19 protein-coding genes and 2 pseudogenes are annotated in these 17718 nt (G+C 69.4%); 7 read left to right on the top strand and 14 right to left on the bottom strand.

What is annotated here, in order from left to right; all coding sequences use genetic code 11:
• Positions 1-27: 27 nt before the first annotated feature.
• The gene (locus EHO50_RS28735; protein WP_128434124.1) at positions 28-603 is read right to left on the bottom strand and encodes a PadR family transcriptional regulator; all 576 of its coding nucleotides are present in this window, start codon (positions 601-603) and stop codon (positions 28-30) included.
• Between the two features lie 131 nt (positions 604-734).
• On the opposite strand from EHO50_RS28735, the gene EHO50_RS28730 reads away from it, so the two are divergent.
• Positions 735-1127 carry a nuclear transport factor 2 family protein gene (locus EHO50_RS28730; protein WP_128434123.1) on the top strand — a complete coding sequence of 131 codons (393 nt, stop codon included), beginning with the start codon at positions 735-737 and terminating at the stop codon, positions 1125-1127.
• Positions 1128-1162: 35 nt separating this feature from the next.
• Entirely contained in the window at positions 1163-1327 is a 165-nt protein-coding gene (locus EHO50_RS44695) for a hypothetical protein (RefSeq protein ID WP_220096479.1), read from the top strand.
• Between the two features lie 131 nt (positions 1328-1458).
• Here the strand turns inward: EHO50_RS44695 and EHO50_RS28720 are convergent.
• Positions 1459-1851 (bottom strand): annotated as a pseudogene (locus tag EHO50_RS28720) (transposase); the annotation flags it as partial.
• A 43-nt stretch (positions 1852-1894) separates the two neighbouring features.
• Between EHO50_RS28720 and EHO50_RS45310 the strand changes: the two are divergent.
• Positions 1895-2152, top strand: a complete 258-nt coding sequence (locus EHO50_RS45310) for a hypothetical protein (protein WP_246101526.1) — start codon at positions 1895-1897, stop codon at positions 2150-2152.
• Between the two features lie 179 nt (positions 2153-2331).
• Here EHO50_RS45310 and EHO50_RS28710 read toward each other — a convergent pair whose 3' ends face one another.
• The 4 genes from EHO50_RS28710 to EHO50_RS28695 form a co-directional block, all read right to left on the bottom strand.
• Positions 2332-2664 (bottom strand): enoyl-CoA hydratase/isomerase family protein, encoded by a 333-nt coding sequence (locus EHO50_RS28710; RefSeq protein WP_220096473.1) that lies wholly within the window; start codon positions 2662-2664, stop codon positions 2332-2334.
• Positions 2665-3170: 506 nt separating this feature from the next.
• Positions 3171-4745, bottom strand: coding sequence for a CocE/NonD family hydrolase (locus tag EHO50_RS28705; RefSeq protein WP_246101524.1), 1575 nt, complete (start codon positions 4743-4745; stop codon positions 3171-3173).
• Positions 4746-4950: 205 nt separating this feature from the next.
• Positions 4951-5829 carry an alpha/beta fold hydrolase gene (locus EHO50_RS28700; RefSeq protein WP_128434122.1) on the bottom strand — a complete coding sequence of 293 codons (879 nt, stop codon included), beginning with the start codon at positions 5827-5829 and terminating at the stop codon, positions 4951-4953.
• A gap of 535 nt (positions 5830-6364) precedes the next feature.
• Positions 6365-6934: a TetR/AcrR family transcriptional regulator gene (locus EHO50_RS28695; protein ID WP_128434121.1), complete on the bottom strand. Its 570-nt coding sequence runs from the start codon at positions 6932-6934 to the stop codon at positions 6365-6367.
• A 490-nt stretch (positions 6935-7424) separates the two neighbouring features.
• Here EHO50_RS28695 and EHO50_RS28690 point away from each other — a divergent pair, with 490 nt between their 5' ends.
• A complete protein-coding gene (locus EHO50_RS28690) occupies positions 7425-7994 on the top strand; it encodes a sigma-70 family RNA polymerase sigma factor (protein ID WP_167517979.1) in 570 nt (189 codons plus the stop codon).
• Positions 7991-8599, top strand: a complete 609-nt coding sequence (locus EHO50_RS28685) for a hypothetical protein (protein WP_128434119.1) — start codon at positions 7991-7993, stop codon at positions 8597-8599. The genes EHO50_RS28690 and EHO50_RS28685 overlap by 4 nt, the downstream gene beginning before the upstream one ends.
• A gap of 209 nt (positions 8600-8808) precedes the next feature.
• Here EHO50_RS28685 and EHO50_RS45305 read toward each other — a convergent pair whose 3' ends face one another.
• Positions 8809-8937 carry an ATP-dependent DNA ligase gene (locus EHO50_RS45305; protein WP_128434118.1) on the bottom strand — a complete coding sequence of 43 codons (129 nt, stop codon included), beginning with the start codon at positions 8935-8937 and terminating at the stop codon, positions 8809-8811.
• A 352-nt stretch (positions 8938-9289) separates the two neighbouring features.
• Here EHO50_RS45305 and EHO50_RS28675 point away from each other — a divergent pair, with 352 nt between their 5' ends.
• The gene (locus tag EHO50_RS28675) at positions 9290-9967 is read left to right on the top strand and encodes a metallophosphoesterase (protein ID WP_128434117.1); all 678 of its coding nucleotides are present in this window, start codon (positions 9290-9292) and stop codon (positions 9965-9967) included.
• A gap of 53 nt (positions 9968-10020) precedes the next feature.
• Here EHO50_RS28675 and urtE read toward each other — a convergent pair whose 3' ends face one another.
• The 5 genes from urtE to urtA all read right to left on the bottom strand — a co-directional run bounded on the left by urtE (position 10021) and on the right by urtA (position 14853).
• Positions 10021-10713, bottom strand: coding sequence for an urea ABC transporter ATP-binding subunit UrtE (gene urtE, locus EHO50_RS28670; RefSeq protein WP_128434116.1), 693 nt, complete (start codon positions 10711-10713; stop codon positions 10021-10023).
• 5 nt (positions 10714-10718) lie between these two features.
• Positions 10719-11510: an urea ABC transporter ATP-binding protein UrtD gene (urtD, locus tag EHO50_RS28665; protein WP_128434115.1), complete on the bottom strand. Its 792-nt coding sequence runs from the start codon at positions 11508-11510 to the stop codon at positions 10719-10721.
• Positions 11507-12625: an urea ABC transporter permease subunit UrtC gene (gene urtC / locus EHO50_RS28660; RefSeq protein ID WP_128434114.1), complete on the bottom strand. Its 1119-nt coding sequence runs from the start codon at positions 12623-12625 to the stop codon at positions 11507-11509. The genes urtD and urtC overlap by 4 nt, the downstream gene beginning before the upstream one ends.
• Positions 12622-13509 (bottom strand): urea ABC transporter permease subunit UrtB, encoded by an 888-nt coding sequence (gene urtB / locus EHO50_RS28655; protein WP_128434113.1) that lies wholly within the window; start codon positions 13507-13509, stop codon positions 12622-12624. The genes urtC and urtB overlap by 4 nt, the downstream gene beginning before the upstream one ends.
• Positions 13510-13599: 90 nt before the next feature.
• A complete protein-coding gene (urtA, locus tag EHO50_RS28650; RefSeq protein ID WP_128434112.1) occupies positions 13600-14853 on the bottom strand; it encodes an urea ABC transporter substrate-binding protein in 1254 nt (417 codons plus the stop codon).
• A gap of 420 nt (positions 14854-15273) precedes the next feature.
• Between urtA and EHO50_RS28645 the strand changes: the two genes are divergently transcribed.
• Complete coding sequence (locus EHO50_RS28645; protein WP_128434111.1) at positions 15274-15750, top strand: MarR family winged helix-turn-helix transcriptional regulator; 477 nt, start codon at positions 15274-15276, stop codon at positions 15748-15750.
• Here the strand turns inward: EHO50_RS28645 and EHO50_RS28640 are convergent.
• Positions 15707-16822 carry a substrate-binding domain-containing protein gene (locus EHO50_RS28640; RefSeq protein ID WP_128434110.1) on the bottom strand — a complete coding sequence of 372 codons (1116 nt, stop codon included), beginning with the start codon at positions 16820-16822 and terminating at the stop codon, positions 15707-15709. The two genes, EHO50_RS28645 and EHO50_RS28640, sit on opposite strands and share 44 nt — an antisense overlap.
• A 205-nt stretch (positions 16823-17027) precedes the next feature.
• A pseudogene (locus EHO50_RS28635) lies at positions 17028-17465 on the bottom strand (superoxide dismutase); the annotation flags it as partial.
• Positions 17466-17718 lie beyond the last annotated feature (253 nt).

The following is a 17718-nucleotide window of genomic DNA, read 5'->3' as shown; positions in this document are numbered from 1 at the left end:
CCGATCGTGCAGGTGGGATCGTCGCGGTCAGCCGTCGGCCCGCAGTGCCGCTGTGCGCTGTTCGAGCCTGCGCAGCGCCATGTCCCCCCACTGGAGGTTCTCCCGCTCGAACGACATCCCGCGCAGCAGGGTGAGATACGGGCCGATGCGCTCGGCCTCGGCGAAGTACGCCTCCTCGGAGCGCCCGTCGAGCAGGCGCTGCCGGAGCCGCTCGTAGCGGGCCAGCTTGGCGGTGGCCCACTCCATGCGCTCGGTGATGGCGGTCCGGACCGCTTCCATGTCGCCCGCGTCCAGGCACTGCACCTTGACAAGCAACTCGTCCCGGATCACCGCCGGTTTGACCAAGGGCTCGGCGGTGTAGGCGTGGACGGCCTTCCGCCCGGCCTCCGTCAAGGAGAACAGTCGCTTGTTGGGGCGGCGCTTCTGCTCGACGACGCGGGCCGTGACGAGTCCTTCGGCCTCCATGCGATCCAGCTCCCGGTAGAGCTGCTGAGGCGTCGACATCCAGAAGTTGGCGACCGTCGCGTCGAACGCCTTCGCGAGGTCGTACCCGGATGCCTCGCCCTCCAACAGCGCGGCCATCACCGCGTTCCGCAAAGCCATGGGAACACGCTAGCAGTGTTGTGATTAGTCAAAGAAGTGACTGATAGTGAGCTCTCCCCTCGTAGACTAAGGTGCGTCCTGCCCTCTATTGTCATCACACCTATTCAAATTGTTGATCATTAGGTGGGCTCATGCATCCCTTTCGCAAGGCCGTCGAGAGCGGCGACCTGGACGCCGTGGCCGCTCTGCTGGCCGACGACGTCGTCTTCACCAGCCCCGTCACCTTCAAGCCGTACCCGGGCAAGGCGATCACCGCGGCGATCCTGCGCGGCGTGCTCCGGGTCTTCGAGGACTTCACCTACATCCGTGAGATCGCCAATTCCGACGGCCGCGATCACGCCTTCGTCTTCACCGCCACTGTCGCCGGCAAGCAGCTCCAGGGATGCGACTTCCTGCACTTCGACGACGACGGGAAGATCGACGAGTTCACGGTGATGGTGCGCCCGCTCTCCGCCGCCCAGGCGCTCGGCGAGGCCATGGGCGCCCAGTTCGAGCAGATCACCCGAGAGGCCGCCGAACAGTAACCACGACGACGGACTTCGACGGACTGCGCACCCTTTTGGCGGAGCGCCACAACGTCCCCGGCGGCTGCGCCACCTCCTTTCGACGAGGCCGCTTCGAGTTCGAGACGGCGCTGCACCAGCTGTCCGGAGTCGGCCTGGAAGTCCAGCCGTACACGCTGCGCGGGCTGTTCGAGAAGGTGGGCGTCGCTGACTCGCTGTAGTTCGTCCAGGAGCACGACCTGTATCGCGCCGTGGTACCTGGCCGGCACGATGTGACCCTGCCCGCCGACTGGGCCGACGCCGTGGACGCCCTGGAGGACGCCTTCCCCAGCAACCGCGCCCGCGTCGAGCGTTTCTTCGCGCTCTCCGGGGACGTGACGGAGCCGTCACGGCACACGACCTCGACGCCCGGAAGCTCGCGCAGCCAAGCTTCCAGCCTGTCGGCGGTGCGGTCGGGCAGCACGTCGATCCGCTCATAGGTCTCGGCGTCGATCACCACGGTGGCATAGCGGTGCCGCCGGCGCAGAGCGAAGTTCTCGACGCCGATCACGCGGGACGTCCGCCCGGTGGGCAACGGGAGTATCGCCAGCAAACGAGATCCCGCCCGGCTGGCCAACTCCTTCACCACAGCCTTGACTTACCTGGTCAGACGGGCCGTGCGTCGCTGGTGACGCTCAAACACTCCGGGCATCTACTCGAGGAAGGGCTGCCGGCAGCCGCGCGTGGGACACACCAAGCGCCGCACCGCACACGGACGTCGAGGACAGCAGCCCGGCTGGAGGTGCGTGATGGCGTCGGTGCTGGGGCGGCTGGAAGAGCGGGAATGTGCGGCCCGGAAGCGGGTGGAGGAGTTGCAGGCCGAGCCGGAGGCGGCGCGGTCGGAGTGGGATGAGTGGCTGATCGCCCGCAGGCGGGTCGGCGAGGTGTGGGACGACCGGGGCGGAACGCAGGCTGGGAGGGGCTGTCGGCCGAGGAACTGGAGCCGGAGTATCAGCAGGTCATGGACCTGCTGGCCGAACGCCGTGCTGCTGGCGGCCAGCCACTGAACTGCCGTGGGATCACCGCCTTGTTGGGGGTGGAGGTGGTTCCGGCGAAGACCGAGGGCGTGCGGTGCAAACTCAAGCGGCTCGTCGCGCGGGGATGGGCACACGAGCCGGTGCCGGGCCGGTTCGTCTGCGGCGACGGCCGAGACGGCGGGTCATGACCATGGTCATCGGCCACAGGATCATCGCCTCCGAAGTCCGCGTCCGACCGCACCGGGAAGCCGGACGCTTGATCCGCCGGCCGGTACCAGCCGCCGGTTGAGGTGACCGTCGCCGATGAGGGTGGTGTCGACGGCGACGACGACATCGCAGGCCAGCGCCAGTTCGAGGCCCCCAGCGACAGCGTGACCATGCACCACCGCGACCCATGGTTTCGGGCAGGCCGCGATGCGGCTGAAGCGGGCCGACACGTCGGCCAGGAAGTCGACCGGGTTGTAGCCCCGCTCGTGCAGCTCCAGGAACTGGTGGTGATGTCGAGGGCGTTGCGCCGCTCGGGGCGGTTGAGCAGCAGCCACCGGACGGTGCCGCGTTGCTCGACGAGCAGAGGTTCCATGCCGGTCAACGTGGCTCCGGGACGGCGAGTTCGGTGCGCCGACGGTTGCGCAGCAGGTAGCGCTGGGTCTTGCCGCTGGGGGTCTTGGGCAGGGTGTCGATGAAGTGGATCGGGGGCGGCGTAGCGGGCCTTGACCAGCAGCTGGAGTAGTTCGGTGGCCAACTCTGGCATCAGATCGAGCAGGCGGGTCACTCGTGCCCTCTTGGCCCAGGCCCTCGGTGCCGTACTCGACCGGATGGCCGCCGCCTCCGGATCCGGCCGCGTCATCGCAGGCCGGTCGAGCGGAACCTGGTCGGTCTGCTGACCGAGGAACCTTCACCGCGGCGTTTGCCGAGGGGCAGGCGTCCGTGGGAGGTCATCGCCTCCGCCGGAGGATGCCTGCCGCCCTTCGACCGAGCCGACATGGCTAGGCCGGCGCGCCCTTGCACACCGGAGCAACGGATCGGCGGGCTCTCCCATCGCTCCCGGTCAGGCTGGAGGCACCACGGGCAGGACGATGCGGGACGGCCGGGCGGGATCGTGGAAGACCTGCTGCCGGGCCACTCGGGCCGTGGTCGCGTTCTCCTCGGGTTCGCCGGTGTTGAGGTTGCGGTCCCAGCGCGGGAAGTTACTGGAGGTTATCTGGACCCGTATCCGGTGCCCCGTCCGGAAGACGATGCTGGTCGACCACAGGTCCACGACGTGTTCGGCCGCCTCGCCCGGGGTCGCCGCGCGCACCCGCACGATGCCGTCGGCCACATTGCGGGAGACACCGTTCTCGTCTACGTCGCACAGGCGTGCCACCCAGTCGGTCGAAGGTCCGTCCGTGGCGGCGAATAGCACGGCCTTGACGCGGCCGGTCACCTCGACGTCCTCGGCGAGGGGTTCGGTGGTGAAGACCAGGACGTCCTCGCGCGCCTCCACGTCCCTCTGGTCGAGAGGCCCGGGACGGAATTCGTCGGTCATCAGCAACGCGCCGCCGGTGGTGGGCACCGGGTCCATGGGGTCGTAGGTGAACTCCTCGGCCTGCTCGGCGACAGCGGGCGGCTCCTGCGTCAGGCGTCCGTCGGCGCGCAGGTGGAAGTCCGTGTCCACGGCCCGCGACAGGGGCCATTCCGTCTCCTCGCGCCACTGGTCGATGCCCATGACGAACAGCAACACCCTGCCCGTGTCCGGCTCCAGCGCCTCACCGTCGCCGATCGTACGCTGGAACCAGTCGAGCTGGAGGCCGTGCAGGGGTCCGCGCATGCCCATGAAGGCGGAGTTCGCGCCGAACCCGAAGTTGACGTCGCCGATGACGTGCTGCTGGTTGGCGTGACTCCACGGACCCATGATCAGCGTGGCGGGCCGGCCGGCGCGGCGCATGGCGGTGAAGTTGTCGAGCGTGCCCTGGGTGAAGATGTCGTACCAGCCGCCGACCTGGAAGGTGGGCAGGTCGACCTCGTCGTGCCGGCCCGCGACACGGGAGGAACGCGCCCAGTCGGGCTCCCGTCGGGAACGCTCGTAGCCCAGCTCGGGCAGGTCGTGCCGGGCGAACGCGGGGAACCGTCCGGCGGGCAGCTCCGCGTAGCCGCCGCTCGCGAGGCCGTCGACGTCCCGCACGAGCCCGCCGACGCCGGCCACGAGCGCGGCGGGGTCGGTGCGGTGACGGCGCATCAGGGTGTCGGCGCCGTGCAGAAGCGACCAGGTCACGGTCGTACCGAGTTCGATCGCGCCGCCGCGTGTCCACAGTCCGTCGTCCGGGTCGGACCACGTGACCATCGGGGCGATCGCCTTCAGCTCTGGCGGCTTCGACAGCGCCGCCATCCACTGGATGTTGCCGAAGTAGCTGGCGCCCAGCATGCCGACCGAGCCGTTCGCACCGGGCAGGGCGGCGGCCCACCGCACGGTGTCGTACCCGTCGCTCTCCTCATAAGTCAACGGCTCCCACTCCCCCTCGGAGGCGAACCGGCCGCGGGTGTCCTGGAGGATCACCATGAAGCCACGCCGAGCCGCCGCCAGGGGATCGAGGACGGCGATCGCCAGGGCCATCTGCTTGCCGTACGGCAGCCGACTCAGCAGCACCGGCCACGGCCCCGTGCCCCGGGGCGGTAGACATCGGCGCGCAGCACGGTGCCGTCACGCATCTCGGCCGGAACATCGAACTCGATCTGAATCTCTGCCACGCGCTGCCCCTTTGCATGCCACGACGCTGTCAGGCACATGGTCGAACCTGGTCCCCGTCCCGCACTACACCCGAACGGGGGTGACTACGCCGCTCTCGGGGCCGTCACGCCACCGCGTTCAGCAGGTCGGCCAGCAGGTCGGGCCGTTCCAAGGCGATGAAGTGGCCTGCTCCCGGCACCTGCGTGAAATCGGCGGCCGGCAGCAGCTCCTTGTCGGCTTGCCGGTCCGATGGCCGCGACCAGTCCTTCTCCCCGTAGACGAGGTGGACGGGTGCCTTGACCTCGGGGTAGCGCGAGCGGGCGGCGATGAGGCTGGGCAGGCTCTGGTACACGGCCCGGGCGACGCTCGGGTAGCCGGGGCGGCGACCCACCTGGAGGAGTTCGTCGAGGTAGTCCTCCCGCAGCGCGGTCCTGTCGACCAGCCCGCCCTGCAGGATCCTGCGGACGACGGGCTTGGGCTCCACGCCGGCGACCACCGGGCCCACCCCCGGAGTGAGGACACCGCCGACCACCACACGGGCGAGAAGACTGGACCGGGCGATCCCACCGGGGAAGTCGTACGTGTTCACCGCGACGACGCGGCGTACCCGCTCCGGGAGATCGGCCGCGGTGGTCAGGGCGAGCACCGCCCCCATGGACTCCCCCACCAACGTCACGTCGTGGAGGTCGAGTTCGGTAAGGAGCCGCTTGACGCCCGCGCGCATGGCCGGCTCGTCGTACGACGCACCGGGCACGATCTCGGAGTAGCCCATCCCCGGCAGGTCGAGGGCGTACACGGTGTACTGATCCGAGATCAGCGGGATGAGGTGGCGGAAGTGCTCGGCCTGGGTGCGCACGGTGTGCAGCAGGACCACGGGAGCACCGGTGCCCGCCTTGAGGTACCGCAGGCTTCCCTCACGGCTGTGGCGTCCTGTGCGCGGGGCGATGGTGTGGCTGGTGGTCCCCGGAATGTGAATCGTGGGACGTGGCTCTGGGCTGGGCATCTCGCTGGCTTCCCTTTGCGTGAACTGCTGCGGACAGGTGATTCGGATACGGCCAGCCCGAAGGGGGCGTGACCACGGACCAGCCCTCGGATTCACTGAGAAACCGACCGGTTTCCATCATCGTAAACCGATCGGTTTCCGAGCGCAAGGCTGAGGTTGCCATCCGCAGCAATAGGGTCAGCACACAGGAGAGACGCGAGAGTGTCATCCGCACAGCGGTCGCCGATTCCGCACTCAAGGGCCACTGCGGCGCGCCTGAACGCTCCAGCTGCAGGTGCAGGGCTACGCCGCCGTGGCCGGCCGCCGAGACCAAGGGTGATGCGGCCAAGCGGTCCGGGCCGACTGGATGAGGCCCCAGGAAGCCGCGTACCTGCTGTTGGGCGCTGATGTCGACGAGACGACGGCCTTCCTGGCGCGCGGCACGCCCGTCAACACCCTTACGGCCACCGGGCTCCCCTCGATTGCGGGGAATCAGGGGCAGGAGCCATCGGCCTGGGGAGGGCACGGTCACGGCGCCTGCCCGAAAGGGGATGCGTCAGTGCATGCCTGCCGCATCGAGCAGGGTGGTCACGGTGGGCGTGACGAGCCCTGTCAGATTGTCGGCTCCGATCCCCGCACGGGCACTGGCGCCGTCGAAGACCAGGCTGAGCTGCCGGGCCAGCAGGTCGGGATGGCTTGCCCCGCCCCGTTCGGCCTCGGCACGGAAGAAGGCGGTCAGATTCTCTTTGACCCGGTGGGCCACCTGGCTTGCTGGGTGGCTCTGGTCTTTGAGCTCGATCTGAGCAGCCAGGTACCGACAGCCTTGGAAGTCGGGCGCACCCGCCCGCCCCTCCAGCTGGTCGAAGACGTGCAGGATCCGCTCGCGGGGTGAACGGCCGTCGTCCGCCACCGGCAGGAGCCCGGCCGCGAAGGCAGAGGCGCGCTCCCCCAGGCTCGCCGCCAGTAGTTCGTCCTTGCTCTCGAACAGCTGGTACAGGGAACGCTTCGACACCCCCGCCGCCTTGCACAGCGCCTCGACGCCGATGCCGACACCGTCTCGGTAGGTGAGCGTGGCCGCCGCCTCCAGCAACCGCTCTCTGGTACTTGGCTTCACTTCGGTGGTCATACCGCGAGGTTAACTCGATGTGGATAAAATGAAAACCGATCGGTTTACAGCCCCTTACCGGGGCGGTCTCGCGCCGCCCACGGGCCGAGCGGGCATGTGAGTACGGTTCCGCTACGCCGGGACGGCGGTCTTCTCGGCTTCGTCCGGGCGGGGACGCGGTGCAGCCCCTGGCGGCCGCCCGTCACCCCCGAAGCCGGAGAGTGCGGCCGCGATGAGGCTGACGGTCATCCTCACCCAGCCCCTGGCCAGGCCCGCGCCACTGGGCGCCGTTGTAGAGGATCTGTGCCGCAGCGGCTTCGAACCCAGGGAGGACGCGCGCGAAGGGTCGCGGCGACCTACCCGTGCCGGACCTCGCAGGCCGGGACAGTCGGGAAGCAGCCGTCGCCTCGGCCGGCGCGACAAACCTCCCTTGGGCCGGGCAAGTACAGTGCCCGTGCCCGTGGCGATGAAAGGAACAGGCCCCGGCCGGACAGGTGGGGGTGTGGAATCCATGCTGGAACAGGAACGTGCCCGGGCCCGAGAAGCCCGCTTCGATGCGCTGGCGCGCGCGGTGGCAGAGCCGCTGCACCGATATCTGCTGCGCCGGGCGGACGCCGACGCGGTAGACGACATCCTCGCGGAGACGATGCTCGTGCTCTGGCGCCGCCTCGAGGACGTGCCCGGGCTCGGGAAGGGCCCCGTGACCGACCCCGACAGCGTGCTGCCCTGGTGTTACGGCGTCGCACGCGGCTGCCTGTCCAACGCCCGCCGGGCGGACGGGCGCCGGCTCCGGCTGGTGGAGCGGCTGACCCGTACCGCACCGCCGCCAATGCCCGGGGAAGCCGACCACCCCGAACTGCACGCCGGACTCGGCACACTGAGCGCCCTGGACCGTGAGGTGGTGCTGCTCTGGGCATGGGAGGGGCTGACCCCGCGCGAGATAGCGGAAGTGACCGGACTGACCGCCAACGCCGTCAGCATCCGCCTGCACAGGGCAAAGAAGAAACTCGCCGCTCTGCTTGACCGAAAGAATGACGACAAGGCCGGACATGAGATGGGTGAAGGAAGGAGCAACCGGTGAACGACGAAGAACTGCTGGCCCGGATGAGGGCCATCGACCCGGCGCGGACCTCTGATGCTCCCCAGCCCGACATCAACCGTCTCCTGGAGGCCACCATGACCGCCGACACCACAGTCCGCACCTCCCCCCGCACATCGGACCGCCCCCGCCGCCCCCTGCTGCTGGCCGCGGCAGCAGCCGCCGTGCTCACGGTGGGAGCCGGCATCACCTGGGGAGTCACGGCAACCCGCGACACTCCTCCGGCCGCGGCAGCCCCGCTGGTCCTGACCGTCCAGCAGGACACAGGCGGCGGCCCGGCCACAGGGTGCGCCGAGCTCGACGTGACCACCCTGCGCCAGTACACGACCGCCTTCGAGGGCACCGCGACCTCCATCGACGGCGACCAGATCACTCTCCGAGTGGACCACTGGTACCGCGGTGAAGACGCCTCCACCGTCCGGCTCGACAACACCCACGAAGGACAACTGGAGTCATTCGGCCAGGAGTTCGCTGTCGGCCAGACCTACCTCGTCTACGCCAAGGACGGCAAGGTCCCGGTGTGCTACGGCGATGCCGAGGCCACCCCGAAGCTGCGGAGCCTCTACGACCGAGCGTACGGGCGGTGAGCGCACCGGGTCGGCGCCTGTTCCGTCTCGCAAGGTCTGCCGTTGCCTCGTTGCGAGGTTCAGCGGGAGCCAGTCGGTAAACGCGTCACCGCTCGCATCGCCCTGCCCGACGACCTGGGCGGGGACGTCACCGGACGCCTCCCCCCAGTAGCAGCCGGCGCTCGCCCTCGGCCCCCGCCTTCACTGACGGCCTGATGAGAAGCGGCGCGCTACAGGGGGGCGATGTCGGTCGGAGAGAGGTCGGGGCGGGCGCGGTGCCGGCGTGCGGGGTGGCGCCACCGGCCGGAGGCGTCGCGGGCGACGTCGACGCCGACTTCCCCCACCAGTTCGGGTTCCACCAGCGTGACGTTCAGCGTCTCCCGGCTGCCCCACCCGGCGGAGAACGGCCAGCCTGTCCACGGATGACCGCGCCGCCCCGCAGCGAGCAGGCCGGCGACCGCAGCACCTGCAGCCTGGGCGAGGGTGGTGGTGCGGCCGACGTACTGAAAGCGGCCTTCGGTCTCGTACCTGCCGAGCAGCAGCGTGCGGGGAACGGCCAGAGAGCCGGGGACTGCGCCGACGATCGCCTCGCTCGCCGCCCGGTCGGGATTTCGCGGCGAGCGAGGTCGGCCAGCTCCCGGCGAAGGCGATCTGACCTGCGGCGACGCGCCGTGAGGGAGGCGGGACCGAGACTCGCCGCGCGGGAACCCTGTGCTCCAGAGAGGCAGCCCCGTCGACGCCGTCGTCGTCACCGGGGACATCGCCGATCACGGCCTGGTGGAGGAGTACGAGATCGCCCGGGAGGCGATGCGGTACGACGCGCCCGCCCTCGTCTGCGCCGGCAACCACGACTCCCGGCCGGAGTTCCGCAAGGTGCTCCTCGACCACGTGGGGAGGGATGAGGCCGGGCCGGTCAATCAGACGCTGCGTATCGACGGGCTCACGATCCTGCTGTGCGATTCCAGCATCCCCGGCCGCCACGACGGCCATCTGGACGACGAGACGATCGGCTGGCTGGAGTCGGAACTCGCCCGCGCCGAAGGGCCGGTGTTCGTCGGCATGCATCACCCGCCGATCGCGCTGGGCCTGCCGTCGGTCGACGCGATCAGGTTGAACCACCCGGAGCGGCTGGAGCGGGTTCTGCGCCGCCACGACCAGGTGAGGGCCGTGCTGGTGGGGCATGCGCACACGGCCGCTTCGGCGGTCTTCGCGGGGCTGCCGCTGGTGGTCGCGCCGGGTGTCGTCTCGACGCTGATGATGCCCAGTGAGCTGGTGCTTCCCGAGAAGTGGTCCGAGGACGACGCGCTGGACTTCGAGCGGCCGCCCGCCTTCACCCTGCACGTCTTCGACGGCGAACGGCTCGTCTCCCACACCCGCGTCGTCCTCTGACGGCACCCTACGCGCTGAGCGCCGCCCGTCACCCGTGGATGCTGAGCGCCTCCTCAGACGCTGAGCGCCGCCCGCACGGTCTGCTCGGCGCCCGTTCCGCCCTCGCCGGAGGAGGTCACGCGGCCCGCCTCCAGGACGTAGTAGTGCTGGGCGGCCCGCATGGCGAAGCCGACGTGCTGTTCCACGAGGAGGACGGACAGTCCGCCGCGCCGGGCGAGGGCCAGGATCGTCTCCTCGATCTCGGCGACGACGGACGGCTGGATGCCCTCGGTCGGCTCGTCGAGCAGGAGCAGCCGCGGGCGGGTGACCAGGGCGCGGGCGATGGCGAGTTGCTGGCGCTGCCCGCCGGAGAGCAGACCGGCCCGGCGCGCTGACAGCTCGCGCAGGACGGGGAAGAGGTCCAGCGCCTCGGCGATCGCCTCCTTGCCGTCCGCGCGGCCGTCCGCGACGAGTTGGAGGTTCTCGGCGGTGGTGAGGTGCGGAAAGGACTGCTGGCCCTGCGGGACGTAGGCCATGCCCCGGGCGACCCGCTGGTGCGGGGCGAGGCGGGTGATGTCCTCGCCGTCCAGCAGGATCGTCCCGCCGGTCGGCTTGATCAGGCCCATGGCCGCACGCAGGAGAGTGCTCTTGCCGGCGCCGTTGTGGCCGAGGACGGCCGCGACACCGTCCTTCGGGACGGAGACGGTCACTCCGTGCAGCACGGTGGTGCGGTCGTAGCCCGCCCGAACGGTGTTGATCTCCAGCATGGGTGTCACGCCTCCTCGGCGACGGGTACGGAAGCGGCGGCCGGTTCTGGCGCGGGCTCGGGTTCGGAGGCGCGCCCGAGGTAGACCTCCTGGACCCGGGGGTCGGCCTGGACCTCGGCGACCGAGCCCTCGCTGAGGACCTTGCCCGCGTGCAGGACGCTGACGCTGCGGGCGAAGGAGCGCATGAAGTCCATGTCGTGCTCGATGACGACGACCGTGTGGTCCTCGCTGACCCGTTGCAGCAGTGCACCGGTGGCCTCGCGTTCGTCGTGGCTCATGCCAGCGACGGGCTCGTCGAGCAGCAGCAGCTTCACGTCCTGGACGAGCAGCATGCCGATCTCCAGCCACTGCTTCTGTCCGTGCGCGAGCACACCCGCCGGGCGGTCGTGCAGCTCCGTCAGACCGGTGGTCTCCAGCGCCTTCGTCACCGCCTCCGGTATGCCCTTGCGGCGCCGCAGCATCGTCCACACACCCCGTCCGGCACCGGCCGCGATGTCGAGGTTCTGCAGGACCGTCAGTTCCTCGAAGACCGTGGCCGTCTGGAACGTACGGCCGATGCCCATGCGGGCGATCCGGTGCACGGGCTTGCCGATGAGTTCCTCGCCGCCGAAGCGGACCGACCCGGCGGACTTCACCAGTCCGGTGACCGCGTCGACGAGCGTGGTCTTGCCGGCGCCGTTGGGGCCGATGAGGAAGCGCAGGTCGCCGGGGCGGATGTCGAGGTCCACGCCGTCGACGGCCTTGAACCCGTCGAAGGTCACCCGCAGGTCGCGGACCGTCAGTCCCTCGCCGCTCATGCTGTCTCTCCAGTCGTACGAGTACCGGTACCAGTACCGGCACGGCGCTTGCGCAGGACGATGCCCAGGGAGGCGAGGCCGCCGGGCAGGAACCCGACCGCTACGACGAACAGCAAGCCCTGGAGGTAGGTCCACGCGGCGGGGAAGGCGTCGGAGAGGGTGCTCTGCGCCCAGGCCACAGCGATCGCACCGAGCACCGCGCCCACGAGCGAAGCCCGTCCGCCGACCGCAGCGCCGATGACGAAGCCGATTGACGGCACGATCCCGATCAGGGCCGGGGAGATGATCCCGACCGCCGGGACGAACAGGGCGCCCGCCAGTCCCGCCATGCCCGCGGCGATGACGTACGCGACGAGCTTGACGTTGGCGGGGTTGTAGCCGAGGAAACGGACGCGCTCCTCGGAGTCCCTTACGGCGATGAGGAGTTCGCCGTAGCGGCTGACGAACAGCTGGCGGGCGGCGGCCATCAGCAGCAGCAGGACGGCGGCGATGATGAAATACACCATCCGCTGGTTGACCGGGTCGTCCAGCGAGTAGCCGAAGAAGCCCTGGATGTCGGTGAGGCCGTTGGTGCCGCCGGTGGTGGCCTGCTGGCCGACGAGCCAGATGGCGAGAGCGGCGGCCAGCGCCTGGCTGAGGATCGCGAAGTACGCGCCCTTGACCCGGCGCTGAAAGACGAAGAAGCCGAGCAGCGCGGCGACCGCCATGGGCAGCAGTACGGTCATGGCGAGCGCGAAGGCCGGGTTGGCGAACGGCTCCCACCACCAGGGCAGGGTGTCGCCGGTTCCGTACAGCTGCATGAAGTCGGGCAGCGTCTGGCCGGTGGCGGCCGCGTCGGCGAGCTTGAGGTGCATGGCCATGGCGTAGCCGCCGAGGCCGAAGAAGACTCCCTGGCCGAGCACCATGAGCCCGCCGCGGCCCCAGGCGAGGCTGACGCCGACGGCCACGATCGCGTAGCACAGGTACTTCGCGAGCAGTGAGAGGCGGAAGTCGGAGAGGGCGAGCGGGGCGACGCCGAGGAGGAGGACAGCGCCGAGGGCGAAGCCCGCGGGGACGCGAAAGCGTTCCAGCAGGGCCACGGGGGGCGCCGGGGAAGTGGTCGTGGTCGTCGTCATGCCAGGCTCCGGGTGCGCAGTGTGTACAGGCCCTGGGGTCGCCACTGCAGGAAGGCGACGATCGCCACGAGCACGATGACCTTGGCGACGCTCACGGTCGTGGAGTACTCCAGCACGGACTGCAGGACGCCGAGCGCGAAGGCGGTGATGACGCTGCCCTTGAGCTGGCCGATGCCGCCCACGACGACGACCAGGAAGGCGTCGACGATGTAGTTGGTGCCCATCGTCGGGCCGATCGGGCCGACGAGCGTGAGCGCGACGCCGGCCACGCCCGCGAGGCCCGAGCCGATGAAGAACGTCGTGCGGTCCACGCGTTCGGTGGCGATGCCGGAGACCTCGGCGAGGTCGCGGTTCTGCACGACCGCCCGGATGCGCCGCCCGAGCGGGGTGAGCTTCAGGATGAGGGTGAGGGCGAGGACGCTCAGCAGGGCGAGGCCCAGGATGAACAGCCGGCTGTTGGCCAAGGTGATGCCGCCGCCCAGCGAGATGTTGCCGGTGAGCAGATCCGGGGCGTGGGTCTGCACATTGGGGGCGCCGAAGATGTCACGGGCGAGCTGCTGGAGCATCAGCGAGACGCCCCAGGTGACCAGCAGGGTGTCCAGCGGCCGGGTGTACAGGCGCCGGATGAGCAGCCACTCCAGGAGCACGCCCATGGCGCCGGCGACGAGGAAGGCCACGGGCAGGGCGACGAGCAGCGAGACGCCGGCGCTGCTGATGGACTTCTGCAGCACGTACGTGGTGTAGGCGCCGGCCATGATGAACTCGCCGTGCGCCATGTTGATCACGCCCATCTGACCGAAGGTCAGGGTCAGGCCGAGCGCGATGAGCAGGAGGACGGCACCGATACTGATGCCGGTGAAGGACTGGTTGAGGATGACCGTCATGGAGCGGCTCCGGGTCGGGGACGGGAGTGCGGGCGCGGGGCGGACCCGGCCTGTGAGGGGGCCGGGTCGCGCCACGAGGGGGGCCGGAGGTCAGGACAGGCCGGAGGCCCAGTCGTAGCCCTTGAGGTACGGGTCCGGCTTGATCGGCTTGCCCGAGTTCCAGACCTCGGTGATCAGTCCGTCCGCACCGACCGTGCCGATGCGGGCGGTCTTGTAGACGTGCTGGGTGGCACCGTCGACGGTGACCTTGCCCTCGGGGGCGTCGAGGGTGATGCCGTCCGAGGCGGCCTTCACCTTCGCCACGTCGAACGAGCCCGCCTTCTCGACCATCTCCTTCCACAGGTAGACGGAGATGTAGGCAGCCTCCATCGGGTCGGAGGTCGGCTTGTCCTTGCCGTACTCGGCCTGGTAGGCCGCCACGAACTTGGTGTTGGCCGCGCCGGGCGTGGTCTGGTAGTAGTTCCAGGCGGTGAGCTGGTCCTCCAGGTACTGGGTACCGATGCTCTTCACCTCCTCCTCGGCGATGGAGACCGAGAGCACCGGCATGCTCTTCGCGGTGAGTCCGGAGGACTTGTACTCCTTGAAGAAGGCCACGTTGCTGTCGCCGTTGAGGGTGTTGAACACGGCGTCCGCGCCGGAGTCCTTGACCTTGTTGACGATGGTGCCGAACTCCGTGGAGCCCAGCGGGGCGTAGTCCTCGCCGACCACCGTCATGCCCTTGGCCTTCGCGTACGCCTGGATCTCCTTGTTGGCGGTGCGCGGGAAGACGTAGTCGCTGCCGACCAGGTAGAGCTTGGTCAGGCCCTGCTTCTTGAGGTAGTCGAGGGCCGGAACGATCTGCTGGTTGGTGGTGGCGCCGATGTAGAAGATGTAGGGCGACTGCTCCAGGCCCTCGTACTGCACGGGGTAGAAGAGGAGCGACTTGTAGCGCTCGAAGACCGGCTTGACGGCCTTGCGGCTCGCCGAGGTCCAGCAGCCGAAGGTGGCCGCGACCTTGTCGTCCTTGATGAGGGCCTCGGCCTTCTCGGCGAAGGTCGGCCAGTCGGAGGCGCCGTCCTGGCTGACTGCCTTCAGTTTCTTGCCCAGCACACCGCCGGCGGCGTTGATCTCCTTGATGGCGAGCAGCAGCGCGTTGTGGACGGTGACCTCGCTGATGGCCATGGTGCCCGACAGCGAGTTGAGCAGACCGACTTTGACCGTGCTGCCGGAGGTGTCTGCCTTGGCGGCGGAGTCCGACGACGTGTCGCTGCCGGTCTTCGCGCCACAGGCGCTGAGGGCCGCGGACGCGCCGGCCGCCGAGATACCGGCCAACAGGCCACGTCTGCTGATGCTGAGCCCGGACATACAAAACCTCCATGCCCCGAAGGGGCGGTGCGAAGAGAGCGGAAAAACTCTGGGGAGGGAATCGACGGAGCACGCTTCAGAAACGGCGGCGTTGGCGCGCGGATCCCCCAGCCGTATCGGGGTGCCGTCCGGGCTGGTCGCTGAAGTGCGTCCACAGCCTGCGGCGGAACTGTTTCCGCTGCGTTTCGGCGTAATTGAGGAACAGTTTCTAGTGGAAGTAAAAAGGAAGTCAACGAGAAAGAGCTGTCGCTGACGATGCGTAGGCGACGGCATCTCGGTGACGGCATCTCGGCGACAGCAATTAACGCTTCCTGCGGAAAGTATCTGTTTTCCCCATTCCTCTTGTCAGGGGTGAGGTGATCGACGGTAGGCTCCGCTCAACCCCTCACGGGTGACCAGGGCTTCGAGCGGAGGAGTGCGATGGCAAGGCGGCGGCCCCAGGACCTGCTCCATCTGCTTACACGGGCCGAACGTCTCTCCGTGCGCCGAGTGCAGTCCGTACTGGACGAGTTCGACTGTTCGGTGGAGGCATGGCGGGTCCTCGACCTGCTCTCCGACGGCCAGGGACACAACATGACGGCCCTCGCCGACCACGCCTTCCTGCCGGCGCCGAGCCTCACCAAGCTGATCGACCAACTCGTCGACCAGAATCTGGTCTTCCGCCGCGTCGATCCCGCCGACCGGCGCCGTGTCCTGGCCTACCTCACACCGCGGGGCACGCAACGCTGGCAGCAGCTGGTCCGTGGAGTACGGGCCGACTGGGCGGAGCTGGAGCCCCTGCTCGCGGATGAGGCCGGGGAGCGGCTGGACACCCTGCTGGACCGGCTGGCCGAAGCGCTGGAGAGCGGCCGGGTCACACCAGGTCGTGGGGAGCGCGCAGTTGGGCGAGGACGTTGAAGTCGAGCCCGTCCGCCTCCGCCAGGTAGATGCGCTGGCGCACATGCCGGCCGTCCAGGCTCAGGAGGCCACGCGGGCCCTCGTAGGAGACAGTGCCGGCGGTGGCCCCGATGGCGGACACGTCCAGGGTGCGTGCCCGTTCGATGAGCGCGGCGAGCAGCAGGACGCCCTCGTAGCAGGACTCGCCGAGACTGCCCGGGGTCGGGGCGGTCACCCCGAAGCGGTCGGCGTACTGGCCGTGGAAGTCCATGGTGTTCTGGTCGGCCAGTGAGGCGAAGAACCCGGCGGTGCTGTAGAGGTCGGCGGTGGCCTCCGGGCCGCTGCCCACCAGCATGTTCTCGTCCATCAGCGTGCTCAGCCTGAGGCACCGCTGATCCAGCCCGGAGGCGGCGAAGGCCCGGTTGAAGCGGATCGCGTCACTGCCGACCAGCAGCATCAGTACGGCGTCGGCGTCGGCGTGCTCGATCCGGCGCAGCACGTCGTGAAAATCGTCGGTGCCGAGGGGCAGGTACGCCTCGCCGCAGACCCGGCCGCGCGAGTCGCGTGCGTAGCGGCGGGCGGCCCGGGCGGTGTGCCGGGGCCAGACGTAGTTGTTGCCAACGACGAACCAGCGGCGCACCCCGCGTGACTCGGCGAGCAGCCGCATCGCGGGCAGCAGCTGCCATGCGGGGGTCTCGCTGGTCATGTAGACGCCGTCGGTGCGCTCGCCGCCCTCGTACAGGGCCGTGTAGACGTACGGCACCCGGTGCGCGATCCGCGGAGCCACCGCCTGCCGTACCGAGGAAATGTGCCAGCCCGTGACACCCTGCACCGTGCCCGTCGCCACCAGGGCCTCGACGTCCTCCGCCACCTGCTGTGGCTCGGCACCGCCGTCGACCTCGAGCAGCCGCAGCTCCTTGCCCAGGACACCGCCCGCCTTGTTGATCTCCTCGGCGGCCAGCCGCGCACACGCCTCGCAGGTGGGACCGAACACCCCGGCAGGCCCCTGCATCGGGTACACGAGCGCGACGTTCAGCGTCGAATCGTCGGCCGTGAACCACTCGGGGGTGTGGAAACGGACGGGACGGTACATGGCCCCATGATTGCCGCACCACCCCCGCAGCCCAAGCCGCGGCCCGGATCGAGACCGATTCGTAGAGTTACAGAGCCGCGGGTCGGCCGCCACAGCGGAAGGGCTCCCGCGAGCACGGTCCTCGCGGGAGCCCTTCCCTGGGTTGCCTGCCGTGAGGGGGGTGAGAAGACGATCACGAGCGGGACATCTGTGGGGTGTTACGCCATCACGGCGCGAGCAGCAGGCTGTCGCCGCGCTCTCTCGCGGCGGCGTAGCGCTTGGCCACGTCCTGCCAGTTGACGACGGCCCACATGGCGTCGATGAAGTCGACCTTCTGGTTCTTGTACTGCAGGTAGAAGGCGTGCTCCCAGGCGTCGAAGACGAGGATCGGGGTGGGGCCCTGGCCGACGTTGCCCTGGTGGTCGTAGACCTGCTCGACGACCAGCCGCCCGCTCAGCGGCTCGTAGGCCAGGACGCCCCAGCCGGAGCCCTGGGTGGTGGCGGCGGCCTTGGTGAGCTGGGCCTTGAAGCCGGCGAAGGAGCCGAACGACTCGGTGATCGCGTCGGCGAGGTCGCCCACGCCGTCGGCGGCCAGGGGCTCGCCGCCGCCGTTCTTCGGGCCGGTCATGTTCTGCCAGTAAATGCTGTGCAGGATGTGGCCGGCCCTACGGGCAACGCAAGGTCCTGTCGGCTGCCAGTGGGGCAGGCGCTGGCGGCGGACGGCAGGGCATTGATGAAGCCGACTCCCAAGGTGCTGGGCAAGTGTTGTACGCCCGGAACTCGACCTGTCCGGGCGGCGCGGTGGGGGACGGGGGTGTGTTGTCTGGTGGTCCGGGGGGACCATGGAAGCCGAAGCGCCTACTGACGAAGACAGGTCCCGCTCCAGCCTGGCCGGCGGATGGTCCACGCGTCGCCGG

It is taken from the genome of Streptomyces cyaneus, from assembly GCF_004028635.1.
Taxonomy (GTDB): Bacteria; Actinomycetota; Actinomycetes; order Streptomycetales; family Streptomycetaceae; genus Streptomyces; species Streptomyces cyaneus.
This window is presented reverse-complemented; position numbering and strand designations above follow the sequence as displayed.

What these genes read in the sequence shown, in the direction of transcription:
- EHO50_RS28735 (WP_128434124.1), bottom strand. Translation starts at nt 603, where the DNA reads ATGGCTTTGCGGAACGCGGTGATGGCCGCGCTGTTGGAGGGCGAGGCA.
- EHO50_RS28730 (WP_128434123.1), top strand. Translation starts at nt 735, where the DNA reads ATGCATCCCTTTCGCAAGGCCGTCGAGAGCGGCGACCTGGACGCCGTG.
- EHO50_RS45310 (WP_246101526.1), top strand. Translation starts at nt 1,895, where the DNA reads ATGGCGTCGGTGCTGGGGCGGCTGGAAGAGCGGGAATGTGCGGCCCGG.
- EHO50_RS28700 (WP_128434122.1), bottom strand. Translation starts at nt 5,829, where the DNA reads ATGCCCAGCCCAGAGCCACGTCCCACGATTCACATTCCGGGGACCACC.
- EHO50_RS28695 (WP_128434121.1), bottom strand. Translation starts at nt 6,934, where the DNA reads ATGACCACCGAAGTGAAGCCAAGTACCAGAGAGCGGTTGCTGGAGGCG.
- EHO50_RS28690 (WP_167517979.1), top strand. Translation starts at nt 7,425, where the DNA reads ATGCTGGAACAGGAACGTGCCCGGGCCCGAGAAGCCCGCTTCGATGCG.
- urtE (WP_128434116.1), bottom strand. Translation starts at nt 10,713, where the DNA reads ATGCTGGAGATCAACACCGTTCGGGCGGGCTACGACCGCACCACCGTG.
- urtD (WP_128434115.1), bottom strand. Translation starts at nt 11,510, where the DNA reads ATGAGCGGCGAGGGACTGACGGTCCGCGACCTGCGGGTGACCTTCGAC.
- urtC (WP_128434114.1), bottom strand. Translation starts at nt 12,625, where the DNA reads ATGACGACGACCACGACCACTTCCCCGGCGCCCCCCGTGGCCCTGCTG.
- urtB (WP_128434113.1), bottom strand. Translation starts at nt 13,509, where the DNA reads ATGACGGTCATCCTCAACCAGTCCTTCACCGGCATCAGTATCGGTGCC.
- urtA (WP_128434112.1), bottom strand. Translation starts at nt 14,853, where the DNA reads ATGTCCGGGCTCAGCATCAGCAGACGTGGCCTGTTGGCCGGTATCTCG.
- EHO50_RS28645 (WP_128434111.1), top strand. Translation starts at nt 15,274, where the DNA reads ATGGCAAGGCGGCGGCCCCAGGACCTGCTCCATCTGCTTACACGGGCC.
- EHO50_RS28640 (WP_128434110.1), bottom strand. Translation starts at nt 16,822, where the DNA reads ATGTACCGTCCCGTCCGTTTCCACACCCCCGAGTGGTTCACGGCCGAC.